This window comes from Pseudomonas sp. A014 (assembly GCF_052378495.1).
GTDB lineage: Bacteria > Pseudomonadota > Gammaproteobacteria > Pseudomonadales > Pseudomonadaceae > Aquipseudomonas > Aquipseudomonas machongensis.
Map to the genome: position 1 here is coordinate 2,531,502 of NZ_CP199001.1, position 25,381 is coordinate 2,556,882.

Sequence of the window (25,381 nt, forward strand, 5' to 3'; positions counted from 1 at the left end):
AGAGGGAATTTAGGCGTGGCGTGGAAATCATATGTCATGCGAGAGACATTGAATGCGCCAGATCCTTTCACCCACCCTCAACTGAACAAGAACAAAAGGGGGCTTACATGAGTTGTCTAATCTGCGCTGGTCAGGCTGAGTCCGTCGAATGCATCAGCGGTTGGGAGGAGCGGCGATGCTCCCGATGTGGTTGTTACCGGATGTCCCATCCACTCATTCTGATGATGATGGAAGAGGGGCAGATTTTCGATGCCGAGCGTATGCGCGAATGGCTGATGTCCCATCGCGACAGGATGCCCGTTCCCAGCATCGATCATGCCCAGGCGATATGGGTGCTTTAGTCGGCTGGAATGATCGAGATCTTGCCGTTTCGCTCCACGATGGCAAATTTCACCTGCTCGATGTTCTCGATACCCTGGCTATCCCGCGCCGACTCAAGAATGTCGTCTTCCGTGAGGCGTGCGCGGCGCATTCGGTGATGCAGAAAGCGCCCGTTTTCGACGACCAGGGTAGCGTGCCCATCCAGAAGCCGCGCCAAGGGCTTGGAGTTGAGCTTCGCCAACGACAGCCCTACGTCGAGGACGATCAGCGTAGCAATCACCAGCATGGCGTTGGTGAACGAAAAATCCTCACCCAGCAGCGCCTGTTGAGTCGCCTCTCCAATAATCAGCAGCAAGACGAAGTCGAAGGTAGTCAGGTCGGCCAGAGAGCGTCGTCCGGCTACGCGGAATACCAGCATAAGGGCCAGGTACATCCCAGCTGCGCGTAGGATCGAATCCATGACGCACTCCTATGGGTAGAGGAATGTGGAGAAGTGGACAGCGCTTCGGGGGCCAGCCCTGACGACGCCCTCCAGGGTACCTACGTGATCACTTCGAAGCGTCAGGTACAAGGTGGCCACGCCGTCTTTGCGGGTACCCAGTTGCAGTAACAGGGCAGGGCCGTGCGACATCGAACGTTGCGGTTCCGGCTGCATCGTCTCGATACTGGCAGCGCGAAGTAGAGAGCCCTCGAGCTCTACCTCCACCGGCTGCCCAGGCTCGCCTCGAACAGTGATGTAGAGGTTGTCGGTCGTACCACTGCGACTGAGGCGCTGATACTCGACTTTGACACGACCATCCGGGCTGACCACCTCAGCATCGCTGAGCGGGCCGTTGCCGAACAGCCCTGCCAAGGCCAGCAGGACGATGATGACGAGTACATACCAGCCAACGCGCTCGAAGCGCCAGACGCGTTGCTGCATCGACATGTCTTCTTGAACAGGATTGCGTCTGGACGCCCATTCGTCTTCCGGCATGATTCCTTGCCCTCAGGCGCGCTCGCCGCGAAGCCAGCGTTGGTGATAGTGAGCAAGACGCGTCAGCCCGAACAACGCTCCCTGTCGCATGACCTCAGACCGCTCACCGAAGAAACGTTGGGTACGCGTAAATACGGCTGTGGGCTCCCCGGCAAAAGCCCAGGCAAAGCACAGGGTGCCCGGCGGCACACCAGACTCAGGGGCGGGCCCCGCGACGCCAGTGGTAGCGATCGCGACATTGGCGTCGCTGTCTCTCAATGCTCCCAGCGCCATTTCCCAGGCTACTGGCTCGCTGGTCAGGCCGTAGCGTTCGATGGTTTCGTCGCTGACGCCAAGCAAGCGTTTCTTGGCGCTTGGGGAGTAGACCACATAGCCACTTTCCAGCACCTCCCCGGTGCCGGGCACCGCCGCCAGAAGCGCGACCATGCAACCTGCCGTGCACGACTCTGCGGTCGTCAGGATCAACTTGTTGTCTTTGAGATAGCTGAGGGCAGTCAATACGGGTTCGCTTGCCATACGACATCGACTCGCTTGTTGTTGTGCGGTGGACGCAATCAAGCGGTGATTGGTTCAGCGCAATCGGTGTCCACGGCGCAAAAACAGCATGTGAGGAGGGGCAGCGCAACGCTGATTCCATCCCGAAAATCAGGAAGCAGGCTCGCCTTCTGGCGAGCCTCTTTTTCGTCAGAGGATCGGTTTCCCGCCGGTAACAGCGTACCGTGAACCACTGATGTAGCTCGCCTCGTCGGAGCCGAGCAGCACGTAGATTGGAGCGACCTCCACCGGCTGTCCTGGCCGCCCCATAGGGTAGCTGGAGCCGAAGTTTTTTACGGCCTCGTCGGGCATGGTCGCCGGGATCAAAGGCGTCCAGATGGGGCCAGGCGCAACGCTGTTGACTCGAATCCCTTTCTTCCCTAGTAGCTGAGCCAACCCAGCCGTGAAGTTGGCAATGGCGCCCTTGGTCGTGGCGTAGGCCAGCAAACTGGGGGATGGGTCGTCGGAGTTGACCGAACTCGTGTTGATGATCGAGCTGCCCTTGGGCATGGAGGGTAATGCTGCTTTGCAGATCCGGAAGATAGCAGTGATGTTGGTATCGAAGGTTTTCACCCATTCGTCATCGCTGATCTCCTCCAGGGTCTCATGGGCCATCTGGAAGGCGGCGTTGTTGACCAGGATGTCTATGCGCCCGAACTGTTTGACGGTCTTCTCGACGATGTCATGGCAGTGCTGTTTCTGCGCCAAGTCTCCAGGGAGCAGAAGACATTTTCGACCTGCTGCTTCGACCCAGCGCGCAGTGTCCTGCGCATCTTCATGCTCGCTGAGGTAAGCGATGGCGACGTCAGCACCCTCGCGTGCATAGGCGATGGCGACTGCCCGCCCGATACCACTGTCAGCACCGGTGATGAGCGCAATTTTGCCTTCCAGGCGATTGTGGCCGGTATAGGAGTGCTCACCACAATCTGGATAGGGCTCCATCTTGCGTTGTGAGCCGGGGACGCTTTGCCGTTGCGAAGGAAAGGGCGGAGTAGGGAAGTCTCGCATGGTAAAAGCTCCTGCGGTTGTGCCACGAATTTTTTAAGGCTGATCGTGTCAGCGCGCCTTGCCTTTTTCGGTGTGCTGAGAGAGGGCTCAACCGACCAGCATCTTGATCAGTTGCTCGTTGAATGCCGGGATATCGTCCGGCTGGCGGCTGGTGATCAGGTTGCCATCCACCACTACCTCTTCATCAACCCAGTCACCGCCTGCATTGCGAATATCGTCCTGCAGCGTCTTGTAGCTGGTCATCCGCTTGCCTTGGACTAGGCCGGTCGACACCAGCAGCCAGGCGCCATGACAGATGACCGCCAATGGCTTGCTTGCAGAATTGTGGCTTTTCACCAGTTTCTGGGCGCCGGGTATCAGTCGGATGGTGTCGGAATTCTGCACGCCGCCCGGCAGCACAATGGCGTCATAGAGATCCAGGTGGGCACTGTCGAACGTTGCATCCACGGCAAACTCGTCTGCCGGCTTGTCATGGTTCCAGCCGCGTACAGTTCCCTCCTTGTCACTCAGGATGTCGACCACGGCGCCAGTTTTTTCCAGGGCTTCACGCGGGCCGGTGAGCTCTATCTGTTCAAACCCGTCAGTGACCAGGAAAGCCACGCGTTTGCCGCTCAGTTGCGCATTCATTGTGATTTCTCCGTTTACGATGGACCTGAAAGGGAAGGCCATTCCATCACCCGCGAAGTTCAAAGACGATGCTCCGAATCGCGTCAAGCTGACCAATGGGCAGCAATTGAAAAAAATTGCAGGCGTGATTGCTGGCGTGGCGTCGTATTTTGCCGCCTGGCGTTTCCTTTGAATTTTTCTCGTCCTTCGTCCCTCACAGGCACATGAGTAATATTGCCGGGAGGCTTTGCTATGCAACCAAAAACCGAAGGTCTTGAAGAGCACGGCCCAAGTGGTGTGCCGTTCATCAACGATCCAGAAAAGCCGACTTCACCGCCTTTGAATGACGCTGACGCCACTGGTGCTGCAGAGGCTGAGGAAGACATCGAAGACGATGGCCAATCTCTCTGAAGAGCGCCAGGGCGAGTTCTCGCCCTGGCACCTTCACATTGGCCAGCGGCCTTAGCTGTTGCGACCGCCTCCGTGGCTGTTTTGTCCGCCCTTGCGGCCAGCCTCCGAGGCGCGTTCACGGTCGTTGGCAAAGTTGCCGCCCGAGGATTGGCCACCCTTGCGCCCCGCCTCGGACGCTTTCTCTCGGTCGTTGGCAAAATTGCCAGGGTTGTTCTGTGCAGTGCCGCCTTGATGCCCGCGATTGGTTTGGTTGTTAGCCATGATCTTTCACCTCATGTCAGTCACACAGGAAAGTCTGTGTTCAACTTCGACCGCTAGCCTGGAGGCAACCACTCCCAAAAATTCGCATCCACCGGACGAAACGCATGAAGTATTAGGCGCTTTATTTCATGTGTTCTAGAGCCTGCGCCGCAAGTAGCCTGGAGCGCTACTCATCAGTCCTCTGGCATTGTTTCCACCAAAGGTGGTTGCTCAAAGAAATGCCTGCAATACCAGCCAATCGGCTGAACGCGGGCTGCTGGGGCAGGGTCAACAACTGGCGATGGAGTGAGGAGGGTGAGCGGTGGAAATCCATGCGTTATTGACGGAGCTGCTGAATGCTCGCGGCCCTGGCGGCCAGGAAGATGAGGTACGGGCCATCTGTCAGCGAGAATTGGCTTCTTTGTGCGACGATGCGCATATTGACGGGGCTGGCAATGTCGTGGGCGTCGTTCGAGCGGGGCATTCCTGTAATCCAGAAGACGCCATCAGGGTCATGGCACACCTTGATGAGATTGCAATGATCGTCAAGAACGTCCGCGAGAACGGAACGCTGGAAGTTTTGGCCCTGGGCGGTGCTCAGCCGATCAGCTTCGGTGTCTGCCCGGTGGATATCCTTGGCGATGAACAAAACCTGCCCGGTGTTCTGTCCTATGGCTCGATGCACAACAGCGGTCGGACTTCCAATGGGCGAGATGTGCTCGCAGGCAATGTTCAGTGGAAGGATGTATACGTGGTCACGCGCATGTCGAAGCGCGAGCTGCAAGACGCTGGCGTGCGCCCCGGCACCCGCGTGGTGCTCAGTCAGCATTGGCGCAAACCGTTCACTGTCCATGACTGTGTGGCTGCCCATTTTCTTGATGACCGTGCACCGCTCACTGCGGTGATCGAGTGCGCCCGTTTGCTGCGAGCAAGGCGTGAGGAGTTGCACCAGGATGTGTGGTTCGTCTTGACCACGCTGGAAGAGGAATCCAATGCGGGTGCGCTCTACGCGGCAGCCAGGTTACCGGGAGAGACCACCATTGCGGTCGAGGTCGGGCCGGTGCTTGAAGAATATGGAACTGAGCTCACGGCCAACCCGATCATCAATACCGGCGATCAGAAGGGATACTACAGCCGCACCGTGGTGCAGGCGCTGATGACCGCCGCTCGGCGGGCAGGGTACGTTCCCCAAACCGCATTGCTGGTAGATTTTGCATCCGATGCCAGCGCGGTGTTGAGTACAGGTATTGATGCCAAGGCTGGCTGCATCGCGATCCCGACCGAAAATACCCATGGTTTCGAGATGGCCGTGCTGGAAGGAATCTCGGCCTGTGCCGTCACGCTCGTCGAATATCTGATAGATCCGCATCCTGACAAGCGATCCGACGCCGCATCCGCAAGATGAGCGCCGCCCCGGATAGCTGAACCGCAGCCCGCGCCTGAGCGCGGGTCTCGGCAGGGTCTATTTTTTACTCGGCAGTACTGAGCTGAATACTTGCTTGGCAGTCTGGACGATGACACCACCCTGATTCGGATCGCCATGAAGCAACGCGCTGGCGAACTTCTTCGCTTGCTCAAGCTTGATGTGGGGTGGCAACGGCGGGACGTCCGGGTCGGTCTTGAACTCGATCAGCACCGGTCGGTCGGCTTCCAGGGCGCGCTCCCAGGCGCTGGCAATGTCTTCTTCACGCTCCACATAGATGCCTTGCAGGCCAATGGAAATGGCGAACAGGTGATAGGGCACGTCCGGGATCGATTGCGAGGCCTCGAATTTGGGGTCACCTTCCATGACCCTTTGTTCCCAGGTCACCTGGTTGAGGTCTTCGTTGTTGAACACTGCGCAGATCCACTGCGGGTTGTCCCACTGGCGCCAGTACTTGGCCACGGTGATGAGCTCGGCCAGGTTGTTCATCTGCATCGCACCGTCACCCACCAACGCCACCACCGCGCGCTGAGGGTGGGCGAACTTCGCCGCGATGGCGTAAGGTACCGCCGCGCCCATGCTGGCAAGGCCGCCGGATAATGAGCACTGCATCCCTTGGCGGATCTTCAGGTCGCGGGCGAACCAGTTGGCGCACGACCCAGAGTCGCTGGTGACGATGGCGTGGTCCGGAAGGCGCGGGGAGAGTTCGCACACCACGCGTTGCGGGTTGATCGGGTCGGCCTTGGCCTGCGCGCGCTTTTCCAGGGTCTTGTCCCACTGTGTGCGCCAGCGTTCGACCTTGCCGCGCCAGCGCCGCTCGCTTTTGTGCTGCAGCAATGGCAGCAATGCTTGCAGGGTTTCGCTGGCATCGCCGACCAGGTTGACTTCCATTGGATAGCGCAGGCTGAGCATGTCCGGTTGCAGGTCGATCTGCACGCCACGGGCCTGACCTTCCTTGGGCAGGAACTCGGCATAGGGAAAGCCTGAGCCGATCATCAGCAAGGTGTCGCACTCGTTCATCAACTGGTAGCTCGGTTCCGTACCGAGCAGGCCGATGGCACCGGTGACCCAGGGCAGATCGTCAGGCAGCACGGCCTTGCCCAGCAGTGCCTTGGCCACGCCGGCACCGAGCTTTTCGGCGACGGCGATGACCTGCTCGGTGGCCTGCAAGGCGCCGGCACCGACCAGGATCGCCACCTTTTTTCCGGCATTGAGCACCTCGGCCGCCCGCTGCAGGTCAGCGTCGAACGGCACGACCTTGGGCTTGCTGTAGCCGATGCCCGAATGCACCGTGCCGTGTACCCTTGCCGGCTCTTGATAGGGCAGGTCCTGTAAGTCATTGGGCAGGATGATGGCGGTGACTCGGCGTTCGCCGACGGCGGTACGCACTGCACGGTCGAGCAGGTGCCGCACTTGCTCCGGGGTCGAGGCCTGCTGTACGAAGGCTCCGGCCACATCCTTGAACATCGACAACAGGTCCAGCTCCTGCTGGTAATGCCCGCCCAGCGCCGCACGCGCTTGCTGGCCGACGATGGCCAGTACCGGCTGGTGATCCATTCGTGCATCGTAGAGGCCGGTCAGCAGGTGCGAGGCGCCGGGTCCGGAAGTGGCGATGCACACACCGAGCTCACCGGTGAACTTGGCGTGAGCGCTGGCCATGAATGCGGCCATCTCTTCATGGCGGGCCTGGATGAATTCAATCTTCCCGTTGGCTCGGCTCAATGCACCAAATACGCCATTGATGCCGTCCCCCGGGTAGCCGAAGATGCGTCGAACGCCCCACTGGTACAAGCGCTCGACCAGGAAGTCGCCTACCGTCGTTGTCATCGTCTTCTCCCTATCTGTGATCAATAGGGTCTGGACTGGGCCGCGGAGGGTAAAGTTTCAACAGGTTGTAGGTGGTCAGTCCATAGGAACCTCGGCACGGGTATGGCTTCTCAAGGACATTACCAGCCTGATCAGGATGCCCTCATGATTGCCATCGACAGTAGCGCCCAGCCCATCCAGGCCTTGCGATTCGAGGACGACGGCGCGACACCCAATAACCGTTTCCCCGTGTTGCTCTACCAGCTGAAACTTGCGCCTGCGCATGACAACGCCAGCGCGTTCGAGTCCTTGTTCGCCGCTCATCAGTGGACCCCGCTGTGGCGTGCCGGGATTTTCGACTACCACCATTTCCACCCCAATGCACACGAGGTGCTCGGCGTTGCCTGCGGCCATGCTCGGATCATGCTGGGCGGCGCAGCGGGTCAGGCGCTGACGGTCAAGGCGGGTGATGTTCTGGTTTTGCCGGCAGGGACAGGCCATCGTTGCATCTCGTCCAGCGACGAATTCCTGGTCGTGGGCGCCTATCCCCAGGGGCAGGAGGATTACGATACCCAGCGACCCGAAACCGGCGCTCACCAGCAGGCGCTGGCGCGTATTGCCCGAGTGCCGCACCCTGAGCAAGACCCGGTGACTGGCGCACATGGTGCGCTGATGAGGCTCTGGCAGTGATTAGCAGCAAACGCCTGCAGAGCCAACCCGATTGTCAAAAGAACGCCTGGATTTCCGCTTGAGAGAAACCCAGGCGAGATCAGCTCGCCAACCGAACCTATGCCTCATCGAGATCGTTCACCGGCGCCGGCGTTGGGCATGGGTAATGACGAACCCGGCGAGGAACCCGATCACTGCGGCACTCAGCAGCAAAGGGGTTTTGGCCTTCGGGGTTCTCCATCCGCCTTCGATACTTCGCCGACCAATCGGCGGTTCAAAGAGGTTGCCTGAAGACTTCGCTGCGCCAGGGCTACGGTTCAATCCCCAGCGCGTGAGCCATCCCGATAGCGCCGGTAACCCAGGCATCAGATAGCTGGCCAAATGCGCGAGGCGGGCGCTTGCACCGACAGTGGTGTTGGCGTGAGGTGAAATAGCGCAGGCCACCATCGCCTTTGCCACGAGCTCTGGATCGTAGATGGGCCCTGGCGGTTTGAGCGCATGGCCTGTGTAGTTGCCGCCATCGCGCAAGCCTGGGGTATCCATTACGGCTGGGTAGATGTCACAGACGTGGATGTCGGGGAATTCAGTGAGCTCGCCCCTGAGTGCCTGAGTGAGCCCGCGCAAGCCAAATTTGCTGGCTGAGTAGGCTGCGGCATAGGGTTGTGCAACCCAGCTCCCTAGCGACAAGGTGTTTATCAGCGTACCGCTGCCCTGTTTCTTGAAGTAGGGGAGCGCTACATAGGCCCCTCGAAGGTAACCCACCAAGTCGGTCTGGATGACCTGCTCATGGGCTTCGAGCGGCGTCTCCTCGAAACTGCCCACCGCACCCACGCCCGCGTTGTTTATCCAGATGTCTATTCGGCCATGACCAAACTCGGCAGCACGTTCCGCCAAGGCGAGTACCTGATCGCTCTGGGTCATGTCGGTCGTTATGGCGACAGCATCGGTGCCGCAATCGGTGCATTCGTCCAGCGTTTCGAACAACGCCTGCTCATCTCGTGCTGCCAGAACCAGACGCGCGCCTTTGCAGGCAAAGGCATGGGCTGCGGCGCGGCCTATGCCACTGGACGCTCCGGTGATCACCACCACCTTGCCGCGCAGCGGGCCTCTGATCGGCGAACGAGTCAACGGGGGCGGCTCATCGGCGGGTGAAATGGGCTCGCTTATCGGCGCCGTGAAAGTCTCACTGGCTTCGATGCGCGAGAGCTGGAGGGAGGTACCGTCCACAAGATTCAAGGTCAAGTCGCTGATGGTGCCGGCCACGCGCCCAGGGAAAATGGGCTCGCCTTCAGCATCGAGACTGTCGTAGATGAATCGGTCGCCTTCCAGCCATCCGATAGCCGTCAGAAGCTCTGGGCTGAGGTAATACTTGCCGTCTTGGAAAAAGCCTGGGAACTGATGGGCGCGTTCAAGGTTTTCAACGCTGTACCGTTCACCTGGCTTCATGCCTGTCGCTTGATCAATCATGGTGCAAGCTCCCTAAAACGTGGGGGGTATGCAGGGGAAGGCTGTTAGGCTGGCAAAGTTCAGAGCAACTGGTTCAGTGGTGGTGTGATGCAGGCATGGATGACGTGACAAGCACTTCGAAGCTGCTTCCCTCGACAACCTGAGAGCATGGTGAAGGGACAGGCGCAGCACTTGGACCCCTGCGGTATGGCGCATTGAGCCGTTATGGCAACGCCAGTCGTCAATTGGGGTGAACGGAGGCAACGGAGTCAGGCTCAACCTGGGAGATTCGCTTCTCACTCCACCTGCCCTAGGACCTTCAAAATGCCCAGCTACCTGTACTTGATCAGCTACATCCTCGACAACCAGCCCGGTACTTGCGAGTTCCGTAGTGACCAGGAAGACCTGAGCCGCGAAGCTGCGCGCGAATACTTGCAGGGCCTGCACCGCAACGAGGCTTCTTCATTCACCGATGTGCAAGTTCAGCGTCTTGAGCATGACCACGAGCCCGGCACATCGCCAGGACACTACCAGCAACCCTGAGGGGTTGCCGGGATGAAAGCGATAATCGAAATAAGCCAGGCAGAGCGCCGACTCGTCTCTGGCGCCTCTTGCTCGGCGCTTTGCGCTTATTGAACGACGACCTGCCTTGACGACTCCATTGCAGCAACACAGTGCATTTGGAATGCCATGATGATTCATCTGGGGTGCGCGGGCTGGAGCTTGTCCCGCCAGTACGCCGGCGAGTTCCCGCTGCCCGGCAGCCACCTGCAGCGCTATGCCGCGCGGCTTGATGCCGTGGAGATCAACAGCTCGTTCTACCGTGCGCATCTACCTGCGACCTATGCCCGTTGGGCTTGCTCGGTTCCGGAACATTTTCGCTTCGCCGTCAAGCTGCCCAGGCTCATCACCCACGAGCTACGCCTGGAAGGCTGCGAGGTTGCGCTTGATGCGTTTCTTGGCCAATGCCGGCAATTGGGGGACCGCCTGGGCTGCCTGCTTGTTCAGTTGCCGCCGTCGCTCGCCCATGATGCCGGGCGCGACCGGCGTTTCTTTGAAGTCCTGCGCGAACACTATGCCGGGCCGGTCGCGGTCGAGCCCAGGCACGCCAGTTGGCAAGCGGCGCAATCGATGTTGATCGACTTGCGTATTGCCCAGGTGGCGGCGAGCCCTTCACGCTTTGCTGCCGACGCACAACCCGCTGGCTGGCCTGGATTGGTCTACTGGCGCTTGCACGGCGAGCCGCGGATCTACCACAGCGAGTATTCCCAACAGTACCTGCAACAGCTGGCTGAGCGGCTGCAGCGCAGCCACGCTGCAGGTGCAGATACCTGGTGCATCTTCGACAACACCGCCTCCAGCGCAGCACTGGGTAACGCGCTGACGCTTGAGCGGTATCTGCGCTGATGCAAACCGGATCAAACTTTTTGGCTGCGTTAGGGCTCTTCTGAGAACACATTAGACCGCGAGGAACAGTCCATGAAAGCTGACGATGGCAAGAACGGCGACAAAGTCCCACGGCCGCTCTCTTCTGAAGAAGCACAGCAAGGCGAGCGGGTGCCAGGCCCGGTGCTTGAGCGCCCGGACCAGGATACCGAGGCGGTGGACAAGGTCATTACGCCCACGTCCATCAAGGAACAGGAGGAAAAGACGCGCCAGATCGAAAAGCGTCTGGCCGAGGTCGACAGGAAAGCCCGTCGCTGAATATCCGACCAGGTGACCGGGCGCTAAGCCCGGTCGCGTCCTTTCGGCAGCGCTGAATATGAATGGTTGATCGTTCTTGCGCGCATCGCCGCCGCCCTTATTCGCTTGTTCACGGACTGAGTAAGGAATTCATTCGCCTCCCGGAAACACACTTTTTGGCGGTGGTTACGAGTGGACGATGCCAAAGCGTGCCGCTTACGCTTTGGGCTTGTCCCAGTCGCTACGCGTCGCAGCCGTCAGCGCATCCCAGTCATCAGGAGGGTTGCCGCGGCCCAGCATCTTTTCGAATACGGCGTAGGGATCGGTTTTGCTGCCTGCGGACCGTAGGATATTTTCGTCGTTGACCCATGCATAGACGATGACCTTGGATCTTGAGTCGTAGCGAAAGAACAGCCGAAAGCGCCTACCGATTTTTGCCCGCCGCCAATGTCGGTAAGCGGTGCCGAGCGTGTTGCCTTGGCGGAACTCATCGCGGCCTGGGTCAGCAGGCACAGCCTCCAGGATCAGATGGCTCAATGCCCGAAACAGCTTCACGTTAGCGTTGCTTTCAAAACCTCGCGGGTCGTTCTGCTCGGCCCGGGCGGCGGCTTCTTGCAATTTGCGTAGCTGTAAAATCACACCTTCATGGAACAACAGTGTCCAGCCATGTCGCAGCATCAGAGCGCGACCTCACCATCAATATCTTCGTCCAGGTTTACGGAGTGCTTTGCGTTGGCGAGCATGGTTTGCGCCAAGTCTTCCGGCAGGGTGGTGAGGTTGCGGCCGCCTCGGATATCAGCCTCCAGCAAACCCAGGAACGCATTGATGGCAGGATCTTCGTGGGTGGTTTCTACGCGGTTGACCACGACCTCACCGCCTCGTACGTCGAATGCAATCTTGTCTCCAGTGCCGAGGCCTAGAAGCTGGCGAACGGACTTGGGCACTGTGACCTGACCCTTTGAGGTCAACGTCGCGATTTCGTGGATGGCAGGCATGAGTGATCTCCCAAGGCTAATTGAGCGAATGGTAAGGAATAATCCTTACCTTGTCAAATTTTGGTCTTCTGCTCATCAAGCGTAAGCGGGGCAGTCGCTCAACAGGATTGCTCTACCTTCCGGTAGCATTATTTCGCAGGTGGTTGAGCAACCTCTAGCGAGTGGTGTCGACTTGAGGGTTGTGCAGCACGGGATAATTCGTGCTTCGTTGAACGTGTGCTAGCTTCACCCCCACGCAACTCAAGGAATTTTGATCCCCAATGCATTCAGCGATGGCGTATCCATCCGGCCATTGACTGTTAGCCCACTGTCCATCTGAAAGGCCATCAGCGCACCACGTGTCGCTTTGCCCATGACCCCATCAATGGCGCCTTGGTAATACTGACGTACCATCAGCGCGGTCTGCACACGGGTTATCAGGTTGTTTTTCTGCTCATTGGTCGCGCGACTCTTTGAAGTGCTCGAACTTGTCCCGCTGGTAGCGCCAGACGACTGATAAAGGCTGTTGCTGCTGGACGTGCCGCTCGAAGCACTCGGCGCGCTATAGCTTCGGGTACTGGTAGCGGGTGGGCTGTAGTAACGAGGTGCGCTGTAGCCACCCGAGCCGCTGTAGTGGGAGCTGTGCGAACTGTGGGACCGGTGCGAACTGTGCGAGCGATGTGCCGCATAGATGTTGACGGTGTCTGGCGCATTGAGCGTATCGGTAAATACCGGCGGCTGTAACTTATCGTTGGGTTGCCAGTTCGCATCGGCGAGCGACAGATGGCCTGCCTGTGCCAGGGGGGTACCTGCTATTGGCAGCAAGCTGATCCCACTGATCAGCACTTTCCAGCGATCAAGCAATTTCACTGTGCACTCCTTGCATAGGCGCTAAACGCCTCAGTCGATAGCAGTTGTACGCCGCGGCTTTGCCAACGGTCGGTGTGCGATTTGAAGAAACCAGAGCAATGTTTCAATGCAGCGCATTGCTGGCAGGTATCGATGAACAGGTTCTTCCAGTCCGAGATGCTCTGGCGGGCGAAACGCGAGAGGTGTGCCGGGATCAGGCACAGGGGCAAGTTGTAGATCGAAACCGCCACTGCGCGGTTGAACAGGAAATACACGGCCTGGCTCAACGATTCCTGATAGTCCAGCGGGTCAATCCACAGCTCTTCGTAGTTCTTCCTGGCCAGGCCGGTACTTTCGATACCCATCAGCGCAACATGCCGCACGAATGGCAGGTTCCTGAACACGTAGTGGGCGAGCTCTGGCAGGCGTGGCGTGGTCAGGCGATTGAGCACCACGCGTATCTCGATGATCTGGTTGGCGCGCGCCAGGTTGTAAAGACCTTGCAGGGTTTCGCTGAACGCGCCTGGAGCCTGCACCACATGGTCATGGTCTTCGGCATTGTCGGCATACAGCGGGATGCCCCAGCTCAACTGAGGGTGGCTGATGGCAGAGAGCGCTGCGGTCCAGCTCGGGTCTTGGAACAGACGCCCGTTGCTGAGCACATGAATGGATTTCTGCGGCAAAACGGCTTTGCACTTGGCCAGGATTTCGAGCAGGCCGTCGCGATAAAGCGTTGGTTCTCCGCCGCTGATTCCCAGATTTTCCTCGCCCGGGTCCATCAGGTCGATCAGCCGTAGGTTCTCTTCGATGTGCCAACGGTCATCGATATCTTTGGGCGGCTGCGAGCACATCAGACAGAGGCTGTTGCAACGATCGGTCATGAATAGCAGGTTGCTGTCTGAGCCTCGTCGATAGAGCACTCGCACCAGCGTGTTGCCTGGTGTGATGGCAATGACATCGCCGGGCTGCACGACATCCGCATCTCTGGGGGTGTGCAGATGTGGCCTTGCGCTGTTGAAGTCGCCGATCAATGGCTCCGGGATCAGGAATCCACCCACTGGTAATGAGAGCAGATGCGGGCTGCGTAGCCGTTCTTCGTTTGGCAGCCATAGCAGCAGGTCACAGAACTCAGCGCTTCCGGCACAAACAGCCAGGCCTTGTTCGATGAACTCATCAAGAGTGATGACTTTGAGCAGTTTCGGCTCATTCAGGTGATGGATTTCGAAGTGGGTATCTTTGCGCAGCATTGCCTTCAGCCCCTGTAACCCGGGAACCGGACATCGTTGTAAGAGCGCCTGTTTAGCCAAGACAGCAGCACCCTCTGCACGGTGTCGTCGCCATCGCAAAGCAGGCCGAAAAGATGCTTCAGCAGCCCCATGTTCTTCTTGCAGAAGTTGCTGAACACTCTGTGCCCGATCGGGTCAGCTTGGCGGGCATAGTGTTCGATGGGGTCAGCACCACAGTATGGGACAAGTGCGCAATCGGAGCAGCCAGGCAGCGCCTCTGCAACACCACTGGCGAGCAACGCATTCATAACGGGCGATGCGAGCAATTCAGACAAGGGTTGTTGGACGGTGCCAAGCCTCAAGCCGTCCTCTCCCATTTCCAGCAACATTCGGGCTTCGTCCGAGGGATAGACGTAACCGTCATAGTTGTAAACCAGCGCGGCAGTACCAGCGCCAGTAGGGGAGCGCAGGTCTACATAGCCGGAGGAGAAAGGGGTCAAGATATTCTTCAGTAACAGACTCGTATAACTCTCAGAGAGGTATACGCCCTGTTGATTGATGTGCAGCAAATAGGCCAGTGCTTTCTTGTAAAAGGCCAGGTACTGCTCAATAGGATAATCAAGTCGATGGGCACTCTTGATGGCAAACCCATAAGGGCTCAGAGGCCGAAGCGAAATGCTGGAGAAGCCCTGACTAACATACTCATCAATGATCGCTTCAGGTTGTTCGAGGCTTCTTGAAGTCAGCGTGGTCAGCGCGGAAACCGCATCATGGCCTAGGCGCTCACGGACCCACTGGATGCCTTTTACAGTGCGTTCGTAGGAGTCTCGTGACGGAGTAGGGCGGTTGGCATTGTGCAGGGGCGCTGGCCCGTCGAGCGAGGTCGAAAACTGGATGCGATGCTGTTCTGCGAAGTCGAGTATCTCTTCCGTCAGGTGGTGCAGCGTGGTGGTGATGACGAACTGGATATCCCGTTTTTCGACCACGTTCCGTTCAACGACGCATTCGACAATCTGGCGGACGCGCTCGAAGGCTAAAAGCGGTTCGCCACCTTGAAACTCCACAGTCAGGGCGGGAGCATTCGATTCGAACAGGCGATCGACCGCCGCTTGTGCATCCGCTTCCGACAGGTCGTGACCGGTTCCTCCCACAGGGGCACGCGACACCTGGCAGTACTGGCAGGTGTGGTTGCAGCGCAATGTAACCACGAACAAGTGCAGTGCAGGGCCCTGGAAGAGGAAGTCCTTGCGGCTGCGATACTGCGCGGCCATTTCCGGGAGCGGATCGTGGCGGCCTGGTTCATAGATGAAGTGGCGGGCCAGCAGGTCCTTATATAAAGACGTACCTGCTGGAACGTCGAAGTAACTGAGGGCTCGTAATTGCGCGTCGTTCACGTGCATGTACTCACCGGTATCGGAGGTGAGCAGGATGTCACGATCATGTCCCGTATTCATGCGCATGAATCGAAAAGGCAGCAAGCGGTATTGCTTGGCGTCTGTCGCGATCAGTGTCACTGCGAAATCCCACATCCAACGAAGGCGGCTCGGACCAAGGCTTCGCGCAACCCTGCTGTTTCGCGGTTGATATGGTCGCGTAACGCGAAGTCGTTCAGATGCTGGAGGATCAGCGAGTGAGCCCGCTCCGGGGACAGCGTGAGTCTCACTTCAGCAGGATGGGCTGTGAGGCTTATCTGATTGGCTTCAATACCGACCTGGATCGTGACAGTGTCGGACAGGGAATAAGCTGCACGTTGCGCCACGCTGAGCGGGTACGCTGCGCTGTCGAGTTTCAGCGTGACTGGCCATGTCATCGGAACCGCTCCTTCAAATCCTTTGGGGACGTGTGGATTTTGCCGATTGAAGAGGCTTTATGCCATCATTATTTTTTTACATTGCAAATTTGTTCAGGGTGGTGGATTGCGCGTTCATCGAGACTTCGGCATCAATACGGGGTGGGGTTAGGGCTCATGGTTCTGGGCAAGCGCGCCCGTATGGATGAGCGCTTAGCGAGATCTTCCGCTACCTGGGGTTTGGGGTGACTGGACGCCCCCAGTCTGCTCGACAGATTCGTTTTTTTTAGATCGAGCAGTGTCAGCGGGTTTGTATCACAGCGTATTGGCAGGCGGCGTTGATACCTTGTGATCGATTAATCCGGGTTCGTGACACAGGCCAGGTACTTTGCCGGCTTTAAATGGGCTCCATCGAAGCGAAGCAGCAACGCCTCGGTTCAAACGAACAGCCCATTGAAGCCTGGAGAACCCGACCATGAACCGCAAAACCGTCTACGCCGCCTGCCTGTTCGCCGCACTGAATGTCTGCACCCTGGCTGCCCGCGCAGAAGCGGCCGACAACGTGCGCAACTACACCTACGGCACTCAGCTGGATATCAAGAAGGTGGTGTCGACCAGCCAGGATCACGCGCCGACCTGCGGACCGGTCAATGCCCGGCTGACCTACCTCGACTCGCACAATCAGACCCAAGTGATGAACTACCGTACCCTTTCCAGCAACTGCATCGGTGAAAACTGAAATCAACAACCGACTCGATCCGTCTACAGGGAGCGCCGCCATGAATTGGTAAACCCGGAACCACCAACGCCTGCCACGCAGGCGCGGGGCTCACTGCTCGTCAGCAGTGGGCCCCGTCAGCTGTGACGCCATGCGCACCAGCTCAGCCACCGAACGTGCTTTCATCTTGCGGGTGACCTTGCCGCGGTGGGCCTTCACCGTGATTTCGCTGATGTCGAGGTCCGCGGCGATGACCTTGTTCATGCAGCCAGCCACCACCCGGTTCATGATCTCCCGCTCGCGAGGGGTCAATGACGCATGGCGCATGCGAAGGTCGTGCAGGTGCTCTTCGCGCTCCAGCGCGCTGCGGCTTTTTTCCAGCGCGGCGCTGATGGCCGCGAGCAGAATGTCAGCGTCGAACGGCTTGGTCAGGAACTCCAGCGCGCCGGCCTTCATGGCGCGAACCGTGCCTGGAATATCGCCGTAGCCGGTGATGAAAATGATCGGCATGGTCGGCTTCGCGCCGGTCAGGTTGGCCTGCAAGTCCAAGCCGTTCAGGCCCGGCAGATTGATATCCAGCACCAGGCAACTGGGCACGACCTCCCGGGGGTGAGCGAGAAAGGTCTGGGCACAGGCGAACAGCTGCGGCTGCCAGTCGGCGAAGCGGATCAGCGGTTCCAGCGACTCGCGCACGGAAATATCGTCGTCCACGACATACACCACAGGCGTTGCAGTGGCCGTCACGGGGGCTGTGAGGGGGCGGGCGATCATCCGGTCAGTTCCTTTGAATTCCTTGATCAACCAACCGGCAACGCGGCACTCAGTGCCTTGAGCAGTTGTGCCTCGCTAAAAGGCTTGGCCAGGCAGTCGATCACGCCGGCGCCCTGCAGGCGCGGGTCCCGGCAAGCATCGGTGTTGGCGGTGACGAGGATCACCGGCATGGCGTGGCCGCAGGCTTGCAGGGCCTGGAGCAGATCCGGGCCTGACATGCCGGGCATCAGCACATCCAGGATCAGACAGCGGATCTGCTGCAGGCCAGACGCGCTCAGGAAAGACTGGGCCGAGGCGAATGCTTCTACCGCGAACCCGAACTCTCTAAGCAGGTCGGGCAGCGACTCGCGGACCGACTCGTCGTCATCGACCACCGCTACGAGCAAGGGCCCTTTCATCCGTTAACCTCCTTGGTGACACCGTCGGCTGTTGCTTCGCTGCTGGCTGTCGGCAACGGAATGGCACAGTGAAAGGTTGCCCCCGGGCCATCATTGAGTGTGGCCCAGAGCTCCCCATTGTGGCGTTCGATGATCGAGCGGCTGATGGATAGGCCGATTCCCATCCCGGATTCCTTGGTGGTGTAGAACGTCTCAAACAGGCGCTCCATGGCCTGGTGGTCGAAACCGCTGCCGTTGTCGCGTACAGCCAGGTGCACGCCATGTTGGCCGTCCAGAACCGTGGTCACCAGCAGCTGCCGTGCGGTGCCGGCCGCTTTGCGCATGGCTTCGATGGCGTTGATGATCAGGTTGAGGATCACCTGCTGCAGTTGCACGCGGTCCCCCATGACCGCTGGCAGCCCCTTGGCAAACTGCACCTGTAGCGCAATGCCGTTGCGCCGTAGCTCGCCGAGCAGCAGTGTGATGACTTCGTGCGCCGCCTCGTTTACATCGACTGCTTCGGTCATCACGCTTTGCCTGGCGAACAAGGCGCGCAGGCGCTTGATCACATCCGCAGCACGGTTGCCGTCACGAATGGTGCGCCGCGCGGTCTCCATCGCGCCATCGACGTTGGGTGGGGTGGCACCGAGCATGCGCAGGCAGGTGCTGGCGTTAGTGACAATGCCTGCCAGCGGCTGATTGACCTCATGAGCAATGGAGGCCGTGAGCGCGCCGAGGCTTGCTACCCGTGCCAGGTGGGCCATTTCCGATCGGACTTTGTCCAGCGCTTCTTCAGCCTGCTTGCGGTCTTCGATATCGGTGTTTTCGCCGTACCAGCACACCACTGCTCCGGTGTCATCACGTTGCGGCACGGCGCGGATCAGGAACCAGCGAAAGGCACCGTCGTGGCGCCGTAGCCGAGCTTCGTATTCACCTGGCGTGCCGGCCTGCATCAAGGCCACCCAGTACTGCTGCAGTCCTCCGGCGTCGTCCGGGTGCAGCGATGCGGTCCAGCCTTGGCCACGTGCCTGCTCTTGCGACATGCCGGTGTAATCGCACCAGCGCTGGTTGATGAAATTGACCTCGCCATTGCCGTCGGCGCTCCAGACGAAGCCGGGCACGGCATTGATTAGGTGGCTTAGGTCTGGTTCGTTGGGCATGGCGGTTCTCTGTGTTGCGTGCGCCGCCGAGTGAGCGTGCACTGCGGCGGGAAATGTGCCGATAGTTACCTGGGTGTCACTGCGCGACCGGTAGCTGCACCAGACCAGCAGGGACGCCAGCAGCAGGCCGGCGGTGTACAGATTGAGCAGATCTGTGATGTCCACTGGGCCTCGAGTAGCAAGCAGGCCACGCTGGGCGACAGAATTTCGCACAGTCGTCCGATGGCAAGTAACAGGTCGATGCCACTGCTTGCCAGCGCACAGAGTGGCGAGTTCCCAGAGTGAGGGCCGATGCCGGCGACTACCCGTTATGCCCTGTCAGCTTCTGTTAGCTGATTCAATCTTTCTGCGCTTGAGCGGGCCGGTTTGAGCGCCGTGGTCAGGCACAGCATCAAGACGAGCACGGCAAACAGCAGCTCGAACCCAAGGTCATGGTTGCCGGTGTAATCGCGCAGGGCGCCGAAGCAGATGGGCCCCAGTGCGGCGATCAGATAGCCGATGAACAGCATGAAAACGGTCCAGGCGCTGGCCTGCGCAGGTGTTTGCGCATGGTCCAGTGGCAGCGTCATGCCCACGGTGAAACCCATGCCCAGACCGGTAGCGACCAGCAGCACATACAGCGTCGGCGCTGCGGCAGGGGCGAAAGCCATGCCGGCAGCGCCGGCCAGGGCAAGCAAGGTCGACACCGCCAGCACACCGCGGCGGTCCTCGGGGTTACCGGGAACCACTCCGGCGACAATGCTCGCTACGGCAAACACCGCAGTGAACAGGCCGAGCAGAATGCCGGGAGGCAGGGATGTCAGCGCCCGTTCACTGGACGCCGGCGCCAGCCAGGCGAACAGCGCATAGACCACGAACTGACTGGCGCCGAAGTGCAGCGCTACCCGCCAGGCCTGCGGCTCGGCCCAGGGCAACCTGGTCGGCTGGTTGTCGAGCGGTGCGACTATCGGAGTGCTTACGCCGCGCCTGCCCATCCACAGCCAGCTAAGCACCGCGCTCACGCACAGCATGCTCCAAATCCCGCTGCCTACGCGCCAGCTTTGCGCAAGCGCCGTAATGGGCGCGGTCAGGACTGCTGACAGGCTGGCCCCGACGCTCAGGCCGGCGGCGTAAATACCCATGAACAATGCCGGACGCTGGGGAAAGTGTGTTTTGATCCAGCCACCGATCAGCGCTCCGGCGATGGCGATGCCGACACTGACCAGGAAGGTGCTGAACAACAGCAGCATCGTGGTGCCGGCCAACGCTCGCAGCAGGCCGGCGGCGCCGAGCAGAACCAGTGCGGCAACCACGCAGCGATCGGTGCCGTGACGTCGGGCCAGGCTGGGTGCCAGCAAGGCCATGAGGCCCATGCACACGTCCGGGATGGCGGTTAGCAAGGCTGCCTGGGTGAAGCTCAGGCCGAAGTGCTGCTGGATCGGCAGCAGGATCGGGCCGATGGAGACGATCGCCGGGCGCAGTGCCAGGGAAAGCACCAGCAGACCGATGATGGCCCGTAGATGATGTTTGTCGGATGCCATGTTGACGCGCCTTGTATCGGGTGGTTGCAAAGGATCGTAACGAGGCATTGGCGATGATAAGTGCCAAAATGTATCGGCCAAGTGACAACCTCAAAGGGTATGAGATGAACAAAGAAGCACGGGCGCGCGACGACACCGATGCGTTGTGTGGGCGTAGTGAGGACTATCGCGACTATCAGGACGTCGCGCTGCCGATGACGGCGCTGTTGCGCAACCAGCCCGCCGGCGCCTACAACGCACCGCATACCCACCGCCACGGCCAATTGCTCTACGCCACTCATGGTGTCATGCGCGTGGCGACGGACGACGGGCTATGGTTTTTGCCACCCAGGCGCGCCCTGTGGATCCCGGCGGGCGTGGTGCATGACCAGCTGATGCTGGGCGCGGTCAGCATGCGCTCTATCTACATCCAGGCCGATCTCGCCGCCCGCTACGGTGAACGCTGCCGGGTGCTAGAGGTTTCCACGCTGTTGCGCGAGCTGATCCTGATACTGGCCAGCCAACCCATCGAATATGAGCTGGAGGGGCGTAATGCTCACGTGGTCGCGCTGATCCTCAGTGAACTGGAGTCTGCCCGGACCTTGCCGCTGCAGATTCCCTGGCCGGCCGATCGACGCTTGTTGCTGATCTGTAATGCGATCCTTGAGGCACCAGGGCATGCCCGTACCATCGAATACTGGGCGGACAAGGTCGGAGCCAGCTCGCGCACGCTGATCCGTCTGTTCCTCAAACAGACCGGCATGACATTCCGCAACTGGGTACAGCAGGTACGTTTGGCCAGCGCCCTGGACCGGCTCGACAATGGCGAGGCGATCAGCGTCGTTGCGAAGGCGCTCGGTTATTCCAGCGTCAGCGCGTTCAGCAGCATGTTCCGTCGGGTGATGGGTGATTCGCCCAGTGCGTTCATGGCTGCGCGCTGAAGACGGTCTCAGATGTTGGTCAACGCTCTGACCTGCTCGGTAACGAGGGCAGGGAGGCTCAACTGAGCGCACAACCCACCGCCCTCACGGTTGCGCAATAGCAGCGTGCCTTGCAGCGATATCGCCAGTTGCTGGGAAATGGCCAGACCGAGCCCGGTTCCGCCTGTGTCGCGGTTGCGTGAGCTCTCCAGGCGATAGAAAGGCTTGAGCACTTCGGCCAGCAACTCCTCGGGAATGCCGGGGCCACGGTCAAGAATCTCGATGGACAGGCTCCCAGCGCCGGGTCTCGTTACCGCGATCTCGACGTCTGAAGCATATTTCAGGGCGTTGTCCAGCAGATTCACCAGCAGCCGGCGCAGGGCATGGGGGCGGGTGTCGAGTACAGCCTCGCAAGCCATGTCCAGGTTGATGTGCTTGCCGGTGTCGAGGTAATCGAACACCAGGCTTTCCAGGAAAGCCTGCACATCGATGCGGCGGCTTACTTCGGTCGAGCTGTCCATGCTGCGGGCGTAGGCCACGCCCTCTTGGACCAGATGCTGCATTTCACTCAGGTCGCTCCACAGCTTGTCTTTTTCGGGCGAATCGTCCATCAGCTCGGCGCGCAGCTTCATGCGCGTGATGGGCGTTTGCAGGTCATGTGAGATGGCCGCCAACAGTTGCATGCGCTCCTTCACATGGGCGGCAATGCGTGCCTGCAGAGTGTTGAAGGCGACAGCGGCGTAGGCGACCTCCACCGGGCCCGACTCATCCAGGCGCGTGCCGGCGCCGTTTGGGTCGAGGCTGTCGACGGCTTTGGACAGGTGCGTCAGCGGGCGAATGGCCGTGCGCACCGCCAGCCAAGTACAGCCCAGCAGCAGTAGCAACTGGCCGACCAGCACCAGCGGCAGCCAGGCTGAGAGCGGTGAAATTGAAGGTCGCACATCGATGGTCAAGGGGCTGCCGTCGTGCAAGCGCAAGTGGGCCTGATAGTGAGGGCGCAGGTCTTCCAGCTGGATATAGTTCAAGGTGTACTCGCGGCCCAGGGTCGCCTCCATGGATCGCACGAATTCGGGCGACGACGCCATGTCCAGAGGCTTGCCGGGTAGGCCCTCATCCAGCTGGTAACGATAGTTGGGGTGTACGAAACGCGGCAGCCACGCCTGGCGCTCTTCGGCTGGTAGGCGTTCGAGCATGGCCACGGTGGTGGTCAGGTCCTGCTCCAGGTTGCCCAGCATCAGGGTTTTGGCGCTTTGGTAGCGCTCATAGAACTGCAGGCCGAAAGACAGACCGTGAGCGATCACCAGGCTGACCAGGAAGATCAGCGACAGTCGGGAGGCCAGGGTGCGTGGCCAGCGCGTAGGCTTCATGCGGGTTCCCCCAGGATCTGCACAGCGTAGGAGAACACATAGCCCTCGCTGCGCACGGTCTTCACATAGGCCGGGTCGCGGGCGTCATCGCCCAGGCGCTGGCGCAGGCGGCTGACCAGCAGGTCGATCGAGCGGTCGAACAGGTCGGCGTCACGGCCTTGGGTCAGATTGAGTAACTGGTCGCGGCTCAGCACCCGCTGTGGGTGGTCGACGAATACCCGCAACAGGCGGTATTCCGCGCCGCTCAAGGCCACGATGGTGTCCTCGCTGTCGAGCAGGTGACGCGCCGTAGTGTCCAGCCGCCAGGCGCCAAACGCCAGCAACCGGTTGGCCTCGCTGACGATCAGATTGGGTGGCAGCATGCGCGTGCGACGCAGTATCGCGTTGATGCGCGCCAGCAGTTCGCGGGCGGCGAAAGGCTTGACCAAGTAATCGTCCGCGCCCATCTCAAGGCCGACGATGCGGTCGGCCTCTTCGTTGCGCGCGGTCAGCAGCAGCACTGGCGTTGCCTTGTGCTTGCCGGCACGCAGTTCGCGGCAGAGCACCAGGCCATCGTCGCCAGGCATCATGATGTCAAGCACGATAAAGTCGACACGGTTTGACTCCAGAAAGTTGCGCATCTGCCTGCCGTCGGCCATGACGGTGGCGCGCAGGCCGTTCTTGCGCAGGTAGTTGCCCACCAGCTCCCTGATCTCGCGATCGTCATCTACGATCAGGATGTGATCCACATGTTCCATCTGCGCTACCTTTTGCGTCTTGAACCTTGAGGCACGCACTTCTAGCGGTTGCTTGAGTGTTGCGCTATTGCATCAAGGTGTCGGTGCAAGGCTCAGCGTCACGGTAATGTTGTCCCGTGTCGCCTTGGGGGAGGGGCAATTCCGGTTGGCCGCCTGCACCAGCAGAGTTGGGGGCGCGCTGTACAGAAATTTTTCGACACTCAGCTTGGGTAATTCTCGTGATCCGTACTCTGGCCTCCAGCGTGAGGCGCCAGGCAGCGGACTGCCCGTTATTTGCTGTTAGCTGTTATTAGCCGCGGATTGCGGGAGCGGCATCGATACCTTCGTATGCTGTCGGGCCAGGTGTGAGGGTGCTATCACTGGGCAGGCGTAACCGGTCAACCACCTTTCCCAAGAGAAAACCAAGATGCTCCTACATCAATCGACCTGGGTTGAAACCGAACGATACCTACAGCGCAGCCGAACCATCGTCATCCCGATCGGCTCCAACGAGCAGCATGGGCCGATGGGACTGTTGGGTACCGACTGGATGTGCCCGGAAATCATCGCTTTTGAGGCGCAGAAGACGGCCGACATCCTTATCGCCCCGACCTTCAACATCGGTATGGCCCAGCACCATCTCGGTTTCCCCGGCACGATCTCGCTCAGACCATCGACCTTCATTGCCGCTATCACCGACTGGATCCGCTCGCTGGCGGTGCATGGCTTCGAGAAAATCCTCTTTCTCAATGGCCATGGCGGCAACGTGGCCTCGATCGAGGCTGCGTTTTCGGAAATCTACACCGAGGCCAGCTTTGCCCGCCGGCCGGCAGGGTTTGCTTTGAAGCTGTGCAACTGGTGGGATCTGGACGGGGTGGAAGCGCTAGTCAAGGAACAGTTCCCGACCGGGCATGGCATCCATGCCACGCCGTCGGAAATTGCCGTGACCCAATGGGCATACCCAGCGTGTATCAAGACAGCCGACTATGCACCCCAGATCGCCAACTGGGGTCCCATCCGCGAGGCGCTGGATTTTCGCGCGCGCCACCCGGACGGGCGAATGGGGTCTGACCCAGGCCAGGCGTCGCCGGAAAAGGGCCGGCAGTTGGTGATGATGGCTGTTCAGGGGTTGGTGAAGATCGTGGACCAGTTCACCAACGAACCCACACCGGCGTGAAATGATCCCGTAACATTCTCCGAGGTCTTCGGTGCTGGGCTGGCTGAACCAGGGGGCCAGACCCAGTGTGATGACCGTCCTTACCAGGCTATCGACATTGTGCCCAACTCGGCAAAGAACGCCGCCGCGCTCCTGCTGAAGCTGATTAACCCATCGGCGCAGTGCCGACTCGAACAAGCCTTGCGAACGGGCCGCTTCGGCATGGCTGTAGCCTTGACAGTTAGACAGCTAAAGAGGTGAAGGTCGAGCTCCTTGGCTCGGCCTTGGATTATTCATGTCGGCTTGCAACCGATGCGATCTCGACCTTCGCCCCTTTCGGCAGGCGTGTGATTCCAACAGTGACCCTGGCGGGATAGGCAGTTGAAAAATAGGTGCCATACACCTCGTTCATTTTGCCAAAATCTTCCAGGTCCGTGAGGTAGACGGTGGTGGACACGATGTCGCTCATCTTCAGCCCGTCGGCTGCAAGAATGGATTTGATGTTTTCCAGTGATTGCCGAGTCTGTGATTCGATAGTGTCATCTATAGGCAGGCTTCCGGTAGCCGGGTCAATTGGCAGTTGCCCTGAAAGATACAGCGTATCTCCAGCGCGAATCGCTTGTGAATAGGGCCCTATGGCGGCTGGCGCGTTTGTGGTTGTCACGACCGCATCGCCGCCAGGTGAAGTCGCAGCCGCTGAAAACTGGGAATGGAGTGCGATCAAGGCGAGAGCTGA

The 25,381-nt window shown here is 59.8% G+C and carries 32 protein-coding genes and 1 pseudogene; 11 read left to right on the forward strand and 22 right to left on the reverse strand.

Translation table 11 applies throughout. The features are described 5' to 3' along the window. Positions 1-200 precede the first annotated feature (200 nt). Positions 201-341: a hypothetical protein gene (locus ACTYOL_RS11540; RefSeq protein ID WP_444757957.1), complete on the forward strand. Its 141-nt coding sequence runs from the start codon at positions 201-203 to the stop codon at positions 339-341. On the opposite strand, the gene ACTYOL_RS11545 is transcribed toward ACTYOL_RS11540, so the two are convergent. The 5 genes from ACTYOL_RS11545 to ACTYOL_RS11565 form a co-directional block, all read right to left on the reverse strand. Further along, on the reverse strand, positions 338-781 hold the full coding sequence (locus ACTYOL_RS11545) for a DUF421 domain-containing protein (RefSeq protein ID WP_063544662.1): 444 nt from the start codon (positions 779-781) through the stop codon (positions 338-340). The genes ACTYOL_RS11540 and ACTYOL_RS11545 overlap by 4 nt on opposite strands. 9 nt (positions 782-790) lie before the next feature. Beyond that, on the reverse strand, positions 791-1,243 hold the full coding sequence (locus ACTYOL_RS11550) for a hypothetical protein (protein ID WP_153774686.1): 453 nt from the start codon (positions 1,241-1,243) through the stop codon (positions 791-793). 66 nt (positions 1,244-1,309) lie between these two features. Continuing rightward, positions 1,310-1,813: a CinA family protein gene (locus ACTYOL_RS11555; RefSeq protein ID WP_151924518.1), complete on the reverse strand. Its 504-nt coding sequence runs from the start codon at positions 1,811-1,813 to the stop codon at positions 1,310-1,312. 168 nt (positions 1,814-1,981) lie between these two features. After that, positions 1,982-2,839: an SDR family oxidoreductase gene (locus tag ACTYOL_RS11560; RefSeq protein ID WP_444757958.1), complete on the reverse strand. Its 858-nt coding sequence runs from the start codon at positions 2,837-2,839 to the stop codon at positions 1,982-1,984. A gap of 87 nt (positions 2,840-2,926) precedes the next feature. After that, a complete protein-coding gene (locus ACTYOL_RS11565; protein ID WP_444757959.1) occupies positions 2,927-3,466 on the reverse strand; it encodes a type 1 glutamine amidotransferase domain-containing protein in 540 nt (179 codons plus the stop codon). A 19-nt stretch (positions 3,467-3,485) separates the two neighbouring features. Here ACTYOL_RS11565 and ACTYOL_RS11570 point away from each other — a divergent pair, with 19 nt between their 5' ends. Further along, positions 3,486-3,638 (forward strand): hypothetical protein, encoded by a 153-nt coding sequence (locus ACTYOL_RS11570; protein WP_197889585.1) that lies wholly within the window; start codon positions 3,486-3,488, stop codon positions 3,636-3,638. Between the two features lie 59 nt (positions 3,639-3,697). Next, positions 3,698-3,856, forward strand: coding sequence for a hypothetical protein (locus ACTYOL_RS11575; RefSeq protein WP_172964773.1), 159 nt, complete (start codon positions 3,698-3,700; stop codon positions 3,854-3,856). Between the two features lie 51 nt (positions 3,857-3,907). On the opposite strand, the gene ACTYOL_RS11580 is transcribed toward ACTYOL_RS11575, so the two are convergent. Then, the gene (locus tag ACTYOL_RS11580) at positions 3,908-4,117 is read right to left on the reverse strand and encodes a general stress protein (protein ID WP_051096970.1); all 210 of its coding nucleotides are present in this window, start codon (positions 4,115-4,117) and stop codon (positions 3,908-3,910) included. A 301-nt stretch (positions 4,118-4,418) separates the two neighbouring features. On the opposite strand from ACTYOL_RS11580, the gene ACTYOL_RS11585 reads away from it, so the two are divergent. Next, the gene (locus ACTYOL_RS11585) at positions 4,419-5,501 is read left to right on the forward strand and encodes a M28 family peptidase (protein WP_444757960.1); all 1,083 of its coding nucleotides are present in this window, start codon (positions 4,419-4,421) and stop codon (positions 5,499-5,501) included. 57 nt (positions 5,502-5,558) lie between these two features. On the opposite strand, the gene ACTYOL_RS11590 is transcribed toward ACTYOL_RS11585, so the two are convergent. Next, positions 5,559-7,346, reverse strand: coding sequence for a thiamine pyrophosphate-requiring protein (locus tag ACTYOL_RS11590; protein ID WP_197889587.1), 1,788 nt, complete (start codon positions 7,344-7,346; stop codon positions 5,559-5,561). Between the two features lie 144 nt (positions 7,347-7,490). On the opposite strand from ACTYOL_RS11590, the gene ACTYOL_RS11595 reads away from it, so the two are divergent. After that, positions 7,491-8,015 (forward strand): cupin domain-containing protein, encoded by a 525-nt coding sequence (locus ACTYOL_RS11595; RefSeq protein WP_153774681.1) that lies wholly within the window; start codon positions 7,491-7,493, stop codon positions 8,013-8,015. 117 nt (positions 8,016-8,132) lie between these two features. Here the strand turns inward: ACTYOL_RS11595 and ACTYOL_RS11600 are convergent, their stop codons facing one another. After that, entirely contained in the window at positions 8,133-9,461 is a 1,329-nt protein-coding gene (locus tag ACTYOL_RS11600) for an SDR family oxidoreductase (RefSeq protein ID WP_444757961.1), read from the reverse strand. Positions 9,462-9,764: 303 nt separating this feature from the next. Between ACTYOL_RS11600 and ACTYOL_RS11605 the strand changes: the two genes are divergently transcribed. From ACTYOL_RS11605 to ACTYOL_RS11615, 3 genes are all read left to right on the forward strand, one after another. Next, positions 9,765-9,983 (forward strand): hypothetical protein, encoded by a 219-nt coding sequence (locus ACTYOL_RS11605; RefSeq protein ID WP_054893733.1) that lies wholly within the window; start codon positions 9,765-9,767, stop codon positions 9,981-9,983. 150 nt (positions 9,984-10,133) lie between these two features. Then, positions 10,134-10,847, forward strand: coding sequence for a DUF72 domain-containing protein (locus ACTYOL_RS11610; RefSeq protein ID WP_444758148.1), 714 nt, complete (start codon positions 10,134-10,136; stop codon positions 10,845-10,847). A 72-nt stretch (positions 10,848-10,919) separates the two neighbouring features. Then, positions 10,920-11,144 (forward strand): hypothetical protein, encoded by a 225-nt coding sequence (locus ACTYOL_RS11615; RefSeq protein WP_065863576.1) that lies wholly within the window; start codon positions 10,920-10,922, stop codon positions 11,142-11,144. Positions 11,145-11,339: 195 nt separating this feature from the next. Here ACTYOL_RS11615 and ACTYOL_RS11620 read toward each other — a convergent pair whose 3' ends face one another. From ACTYOL_RS11620 to hxsD, 6 genes are all read right to left on the reverse strand, one after another. Further along, positions 11,340-11,801 (reverse strand): type II toxin-antitoxin system YhaV family toxin, encoded by a 462-nt coding sequence (locus ACTYOL_RS11620; protein WP_444757962.1) that lies wholly within the window; start codon positions 11,799-11,801, stop codon positions 11,340-11,342. Further along, complete coding sequence (locus ACTYOL_RS11625; RefSeq protein WP_063544684.1) at positions 11,801-12,118, reverse strand: type II toxin-antitoxin system PrlF family antitoxin; 318 nt, start codon at positions 12,116-12,118, stop codon at positions 11,801-11,803. The genes ACTYOL_RS11620 and ACTYOL_RS11625 overlap by 1 nt, the downstream gene beginning before the upstream one ends. Before the next feature lie 240 nt (positions 12,119-12,358). After that, positions 12,359-12,967: a His-Xaa-Ser repeat protein HxsA gene (gene hxsA / locus ACTYOL_RS11630; RefSeq protein ID WP_112898104.1), complete on the reverse strand. Its 609-nt coding sequence runs from the start codon at positions 12,965-12,967 to the stop codon at positions 12,359-12,361. Then, on the reverse strand, positions 12,964-14,193 hold the full coding sequence (hxsC, locus tag ACTYOL_RS11635) for a His-Xaa-Ser system radical SAM maturase HxsC (RefSeq protein ID WP_444758149.1): 1,230 nt from the start codon (positions 14,191-14,193) through the stop codon (positions 12,964-12,966). Before hxsC ends, hxsA begins: the two co-directional genes overlap by 4 nt. 5 nt (positions 14,194-14,198) lie before the next feature. Then, a complete protein-coding gene (gene hxsB / locus ACTYOL_RS11640; RefSeq protein ID WP_200602565.1) occupies positions 14,199-15,686 on the reverse strand; it encodes a His-Xaa-Ser system radical SAM maturase HxsB in 1,488 nt (495 codons plus the stop codon). Then, positions 15,683-15,982: a His-Xaa-Ser system protein HxsD gene (hxsD, locus tag ACTYOL_RS11645; protein WP_444757963.1), complete on the reverse strand. Its 300-nt coding sequence runs from the start codon at positions 15,980-15,982 to the stop codon at positions 15,683-15,685. Before hxsD ends, hxsB begins: the two co-directional genes overlap by 4 nt. A 454-nt stretch (positions 15,983-16,436) precedes the next feature. Between hxsD and ACTYOL_RS11650 the strand changes: the two genes are divergently transcribed. Beyond that, positions 16,437-16,700, forward strand: a complete 264-nt coding sequence (locus ACTYOL_RS11650) for a DUF2790 domain-containing protein (protein WP_112898108.1) — start codon at positions 16,437-16,439, stop codon at positions 16,698-16,700. Between the two features lie 90 nt (positions 16,701-16,790). On the opposite strand, the gene ACTYOL_RS11655 is transcribed toward ACTYOL_RS11650, so the two are convergent. The 4 genes from ACTYOL_RS11655 to ACTYOL_RS11670 all read right to left on the reverse strand — a co-directional run bounded on the left by ACTYOL_RS11655 (position 16,791) and on the right by ACTYOL_RS11670 (position 20,507). Further along, positions 16,791-17,450, reverse strand: coding sequence for a response regulator transcription factor (locus ACTYOL_RS11655; RefSeq protein ID WP_444757964.1), 660 nt, complete (start codon positions 17,448-17,450; stop codon positions 16,791-16,793). Between the two features lie 26 nt (positions 17,451-17,476). Then, positions 17,477-17,848: a response regulator transcription factor gene (locus ACTYOL_RS11660; protein WP_444757965.1), complete on the reverse strand. Its 372-nt coding sequence runs from the start codon at positions 17,846-17,848 to the stop codon at positions 17,477-17,479. Continuing rightward, a complete protein-coding gene (locus ACTYOL_RS11665) occupies positions 17,845-18,987 on the reverse strand; it encodes a PAS domain-containing sensor histidine kinase (protein WP_153774675.1) in 1,143 nt (380 codons plus the stop codon). The genes ACTYOL_RS11660 and ACTYOL_RS11665 overlap by 4 nt, the downstream gene beginning before the upstream one ends. 308 nt (positions 18,988-19,295) lie before the next feature. Next, complete coding sequence (locus ACTYOL_RS11670; protein WP_444757966.1) at positions 19,296-20,507, reverse strand: MFS transporter; 1,212 nt, start codon at positions 20,505-20,507, stop codon at positions 19,296-19,298. Between the two features lie 104 nt (positions 20,508-20,611). On the opposite strand from ACTYOL_RS11670, the gene ACTYOL_RS11675 reads away from it, so the two are divergent. Beyond that, entirely contained in the window at positions 20,612-21,427 is an 816-nt protein-coding gene (locus ACTYOL_RS11675; RefSeq protein WP_197889592.1) for an AraC family transcriptional regulator, read from the forward strand. An 8-nt stretch (positions 21,428-21,435) separates the two neighbouring features. Here ACTYOL_RS11675 and ACTYOL_RS11680 read toward each other — a convergent pair whose 3' ends face one another. Together ACTYOL_RS11680 and ACTYOL_RS11685 are read right to left on the reverse strand one after the other, a co-directional pair. Beyond that, complete coding sequence (locus ACTYOL_RS11680) at positions 21,436-22,773, reverse strand: sensor histidine kinase (RefSeq protein WP_197889593.1); 1,338 nt, start codon at positions 22,771-22,773, stop codon at positions 21,436-21,438. Continuing rightward, on the reverse strand, positions 22,770-23,510 hold the full coding sequence (locus tag ACTYOL_RS11685; protein ID WP_151924531.1) for a response regulator: 741 nt from the start codon (positions 23,508-23,510) through the stop codon (positions 22,770-22,772). The genes ACTYOL_RS11680 and ACTYOL_RS11685 overlap by 4 nt, the downstream gene beginning before the upstream one ends. A gap of 406 nt (positions 23,511-23,916) precedes the next feature. Between ACTYOL_RS11685 and ACTYOL_RS11690 the strand changes: the two genes are divergently transcribed. Beyond that, positions 23,917-24,666: a creatininase family protein gene (locus tag ACTYOL_RS11690; protein ID WP_200602559.1), complete on the forward strand. Its 750-nt coding sequence runs from the start codon at positions 23,917-23,919 to the stop codon at positions 24,664-24,666. A gap of 117 nt (positions 24,667-24,783) precedes the next feature. On the opposite strand, the pseudogene ACTYOL_RS11695 reads toward ACTYOL_RS11690, so the two are convergent. Both ACTYOL_RS11695 and ACTYOL_RS11700 read right to left on the reverse strand, forming a co-directional pair. After that, a pseudogene (locus ACTYOL_RS11695) lies at positions 24,784-24,882 on the reverse strand (transposase); the annotation flags it as partial. Between the two features lie 52 nt (positions 24,883-24,934). Further along, positions 24,935-25,366, reverse strand: coding sequence for a RidA family protein (locus tag ACTYOL_RS11700; RefSeq protein ID WP_444758150.1), 432 nt, complete (start codon positions 25,364-25,366; stop codon positions 24,935-24,937). Positions 25,367-25,381: the final 15 nt, after the last annotated feature.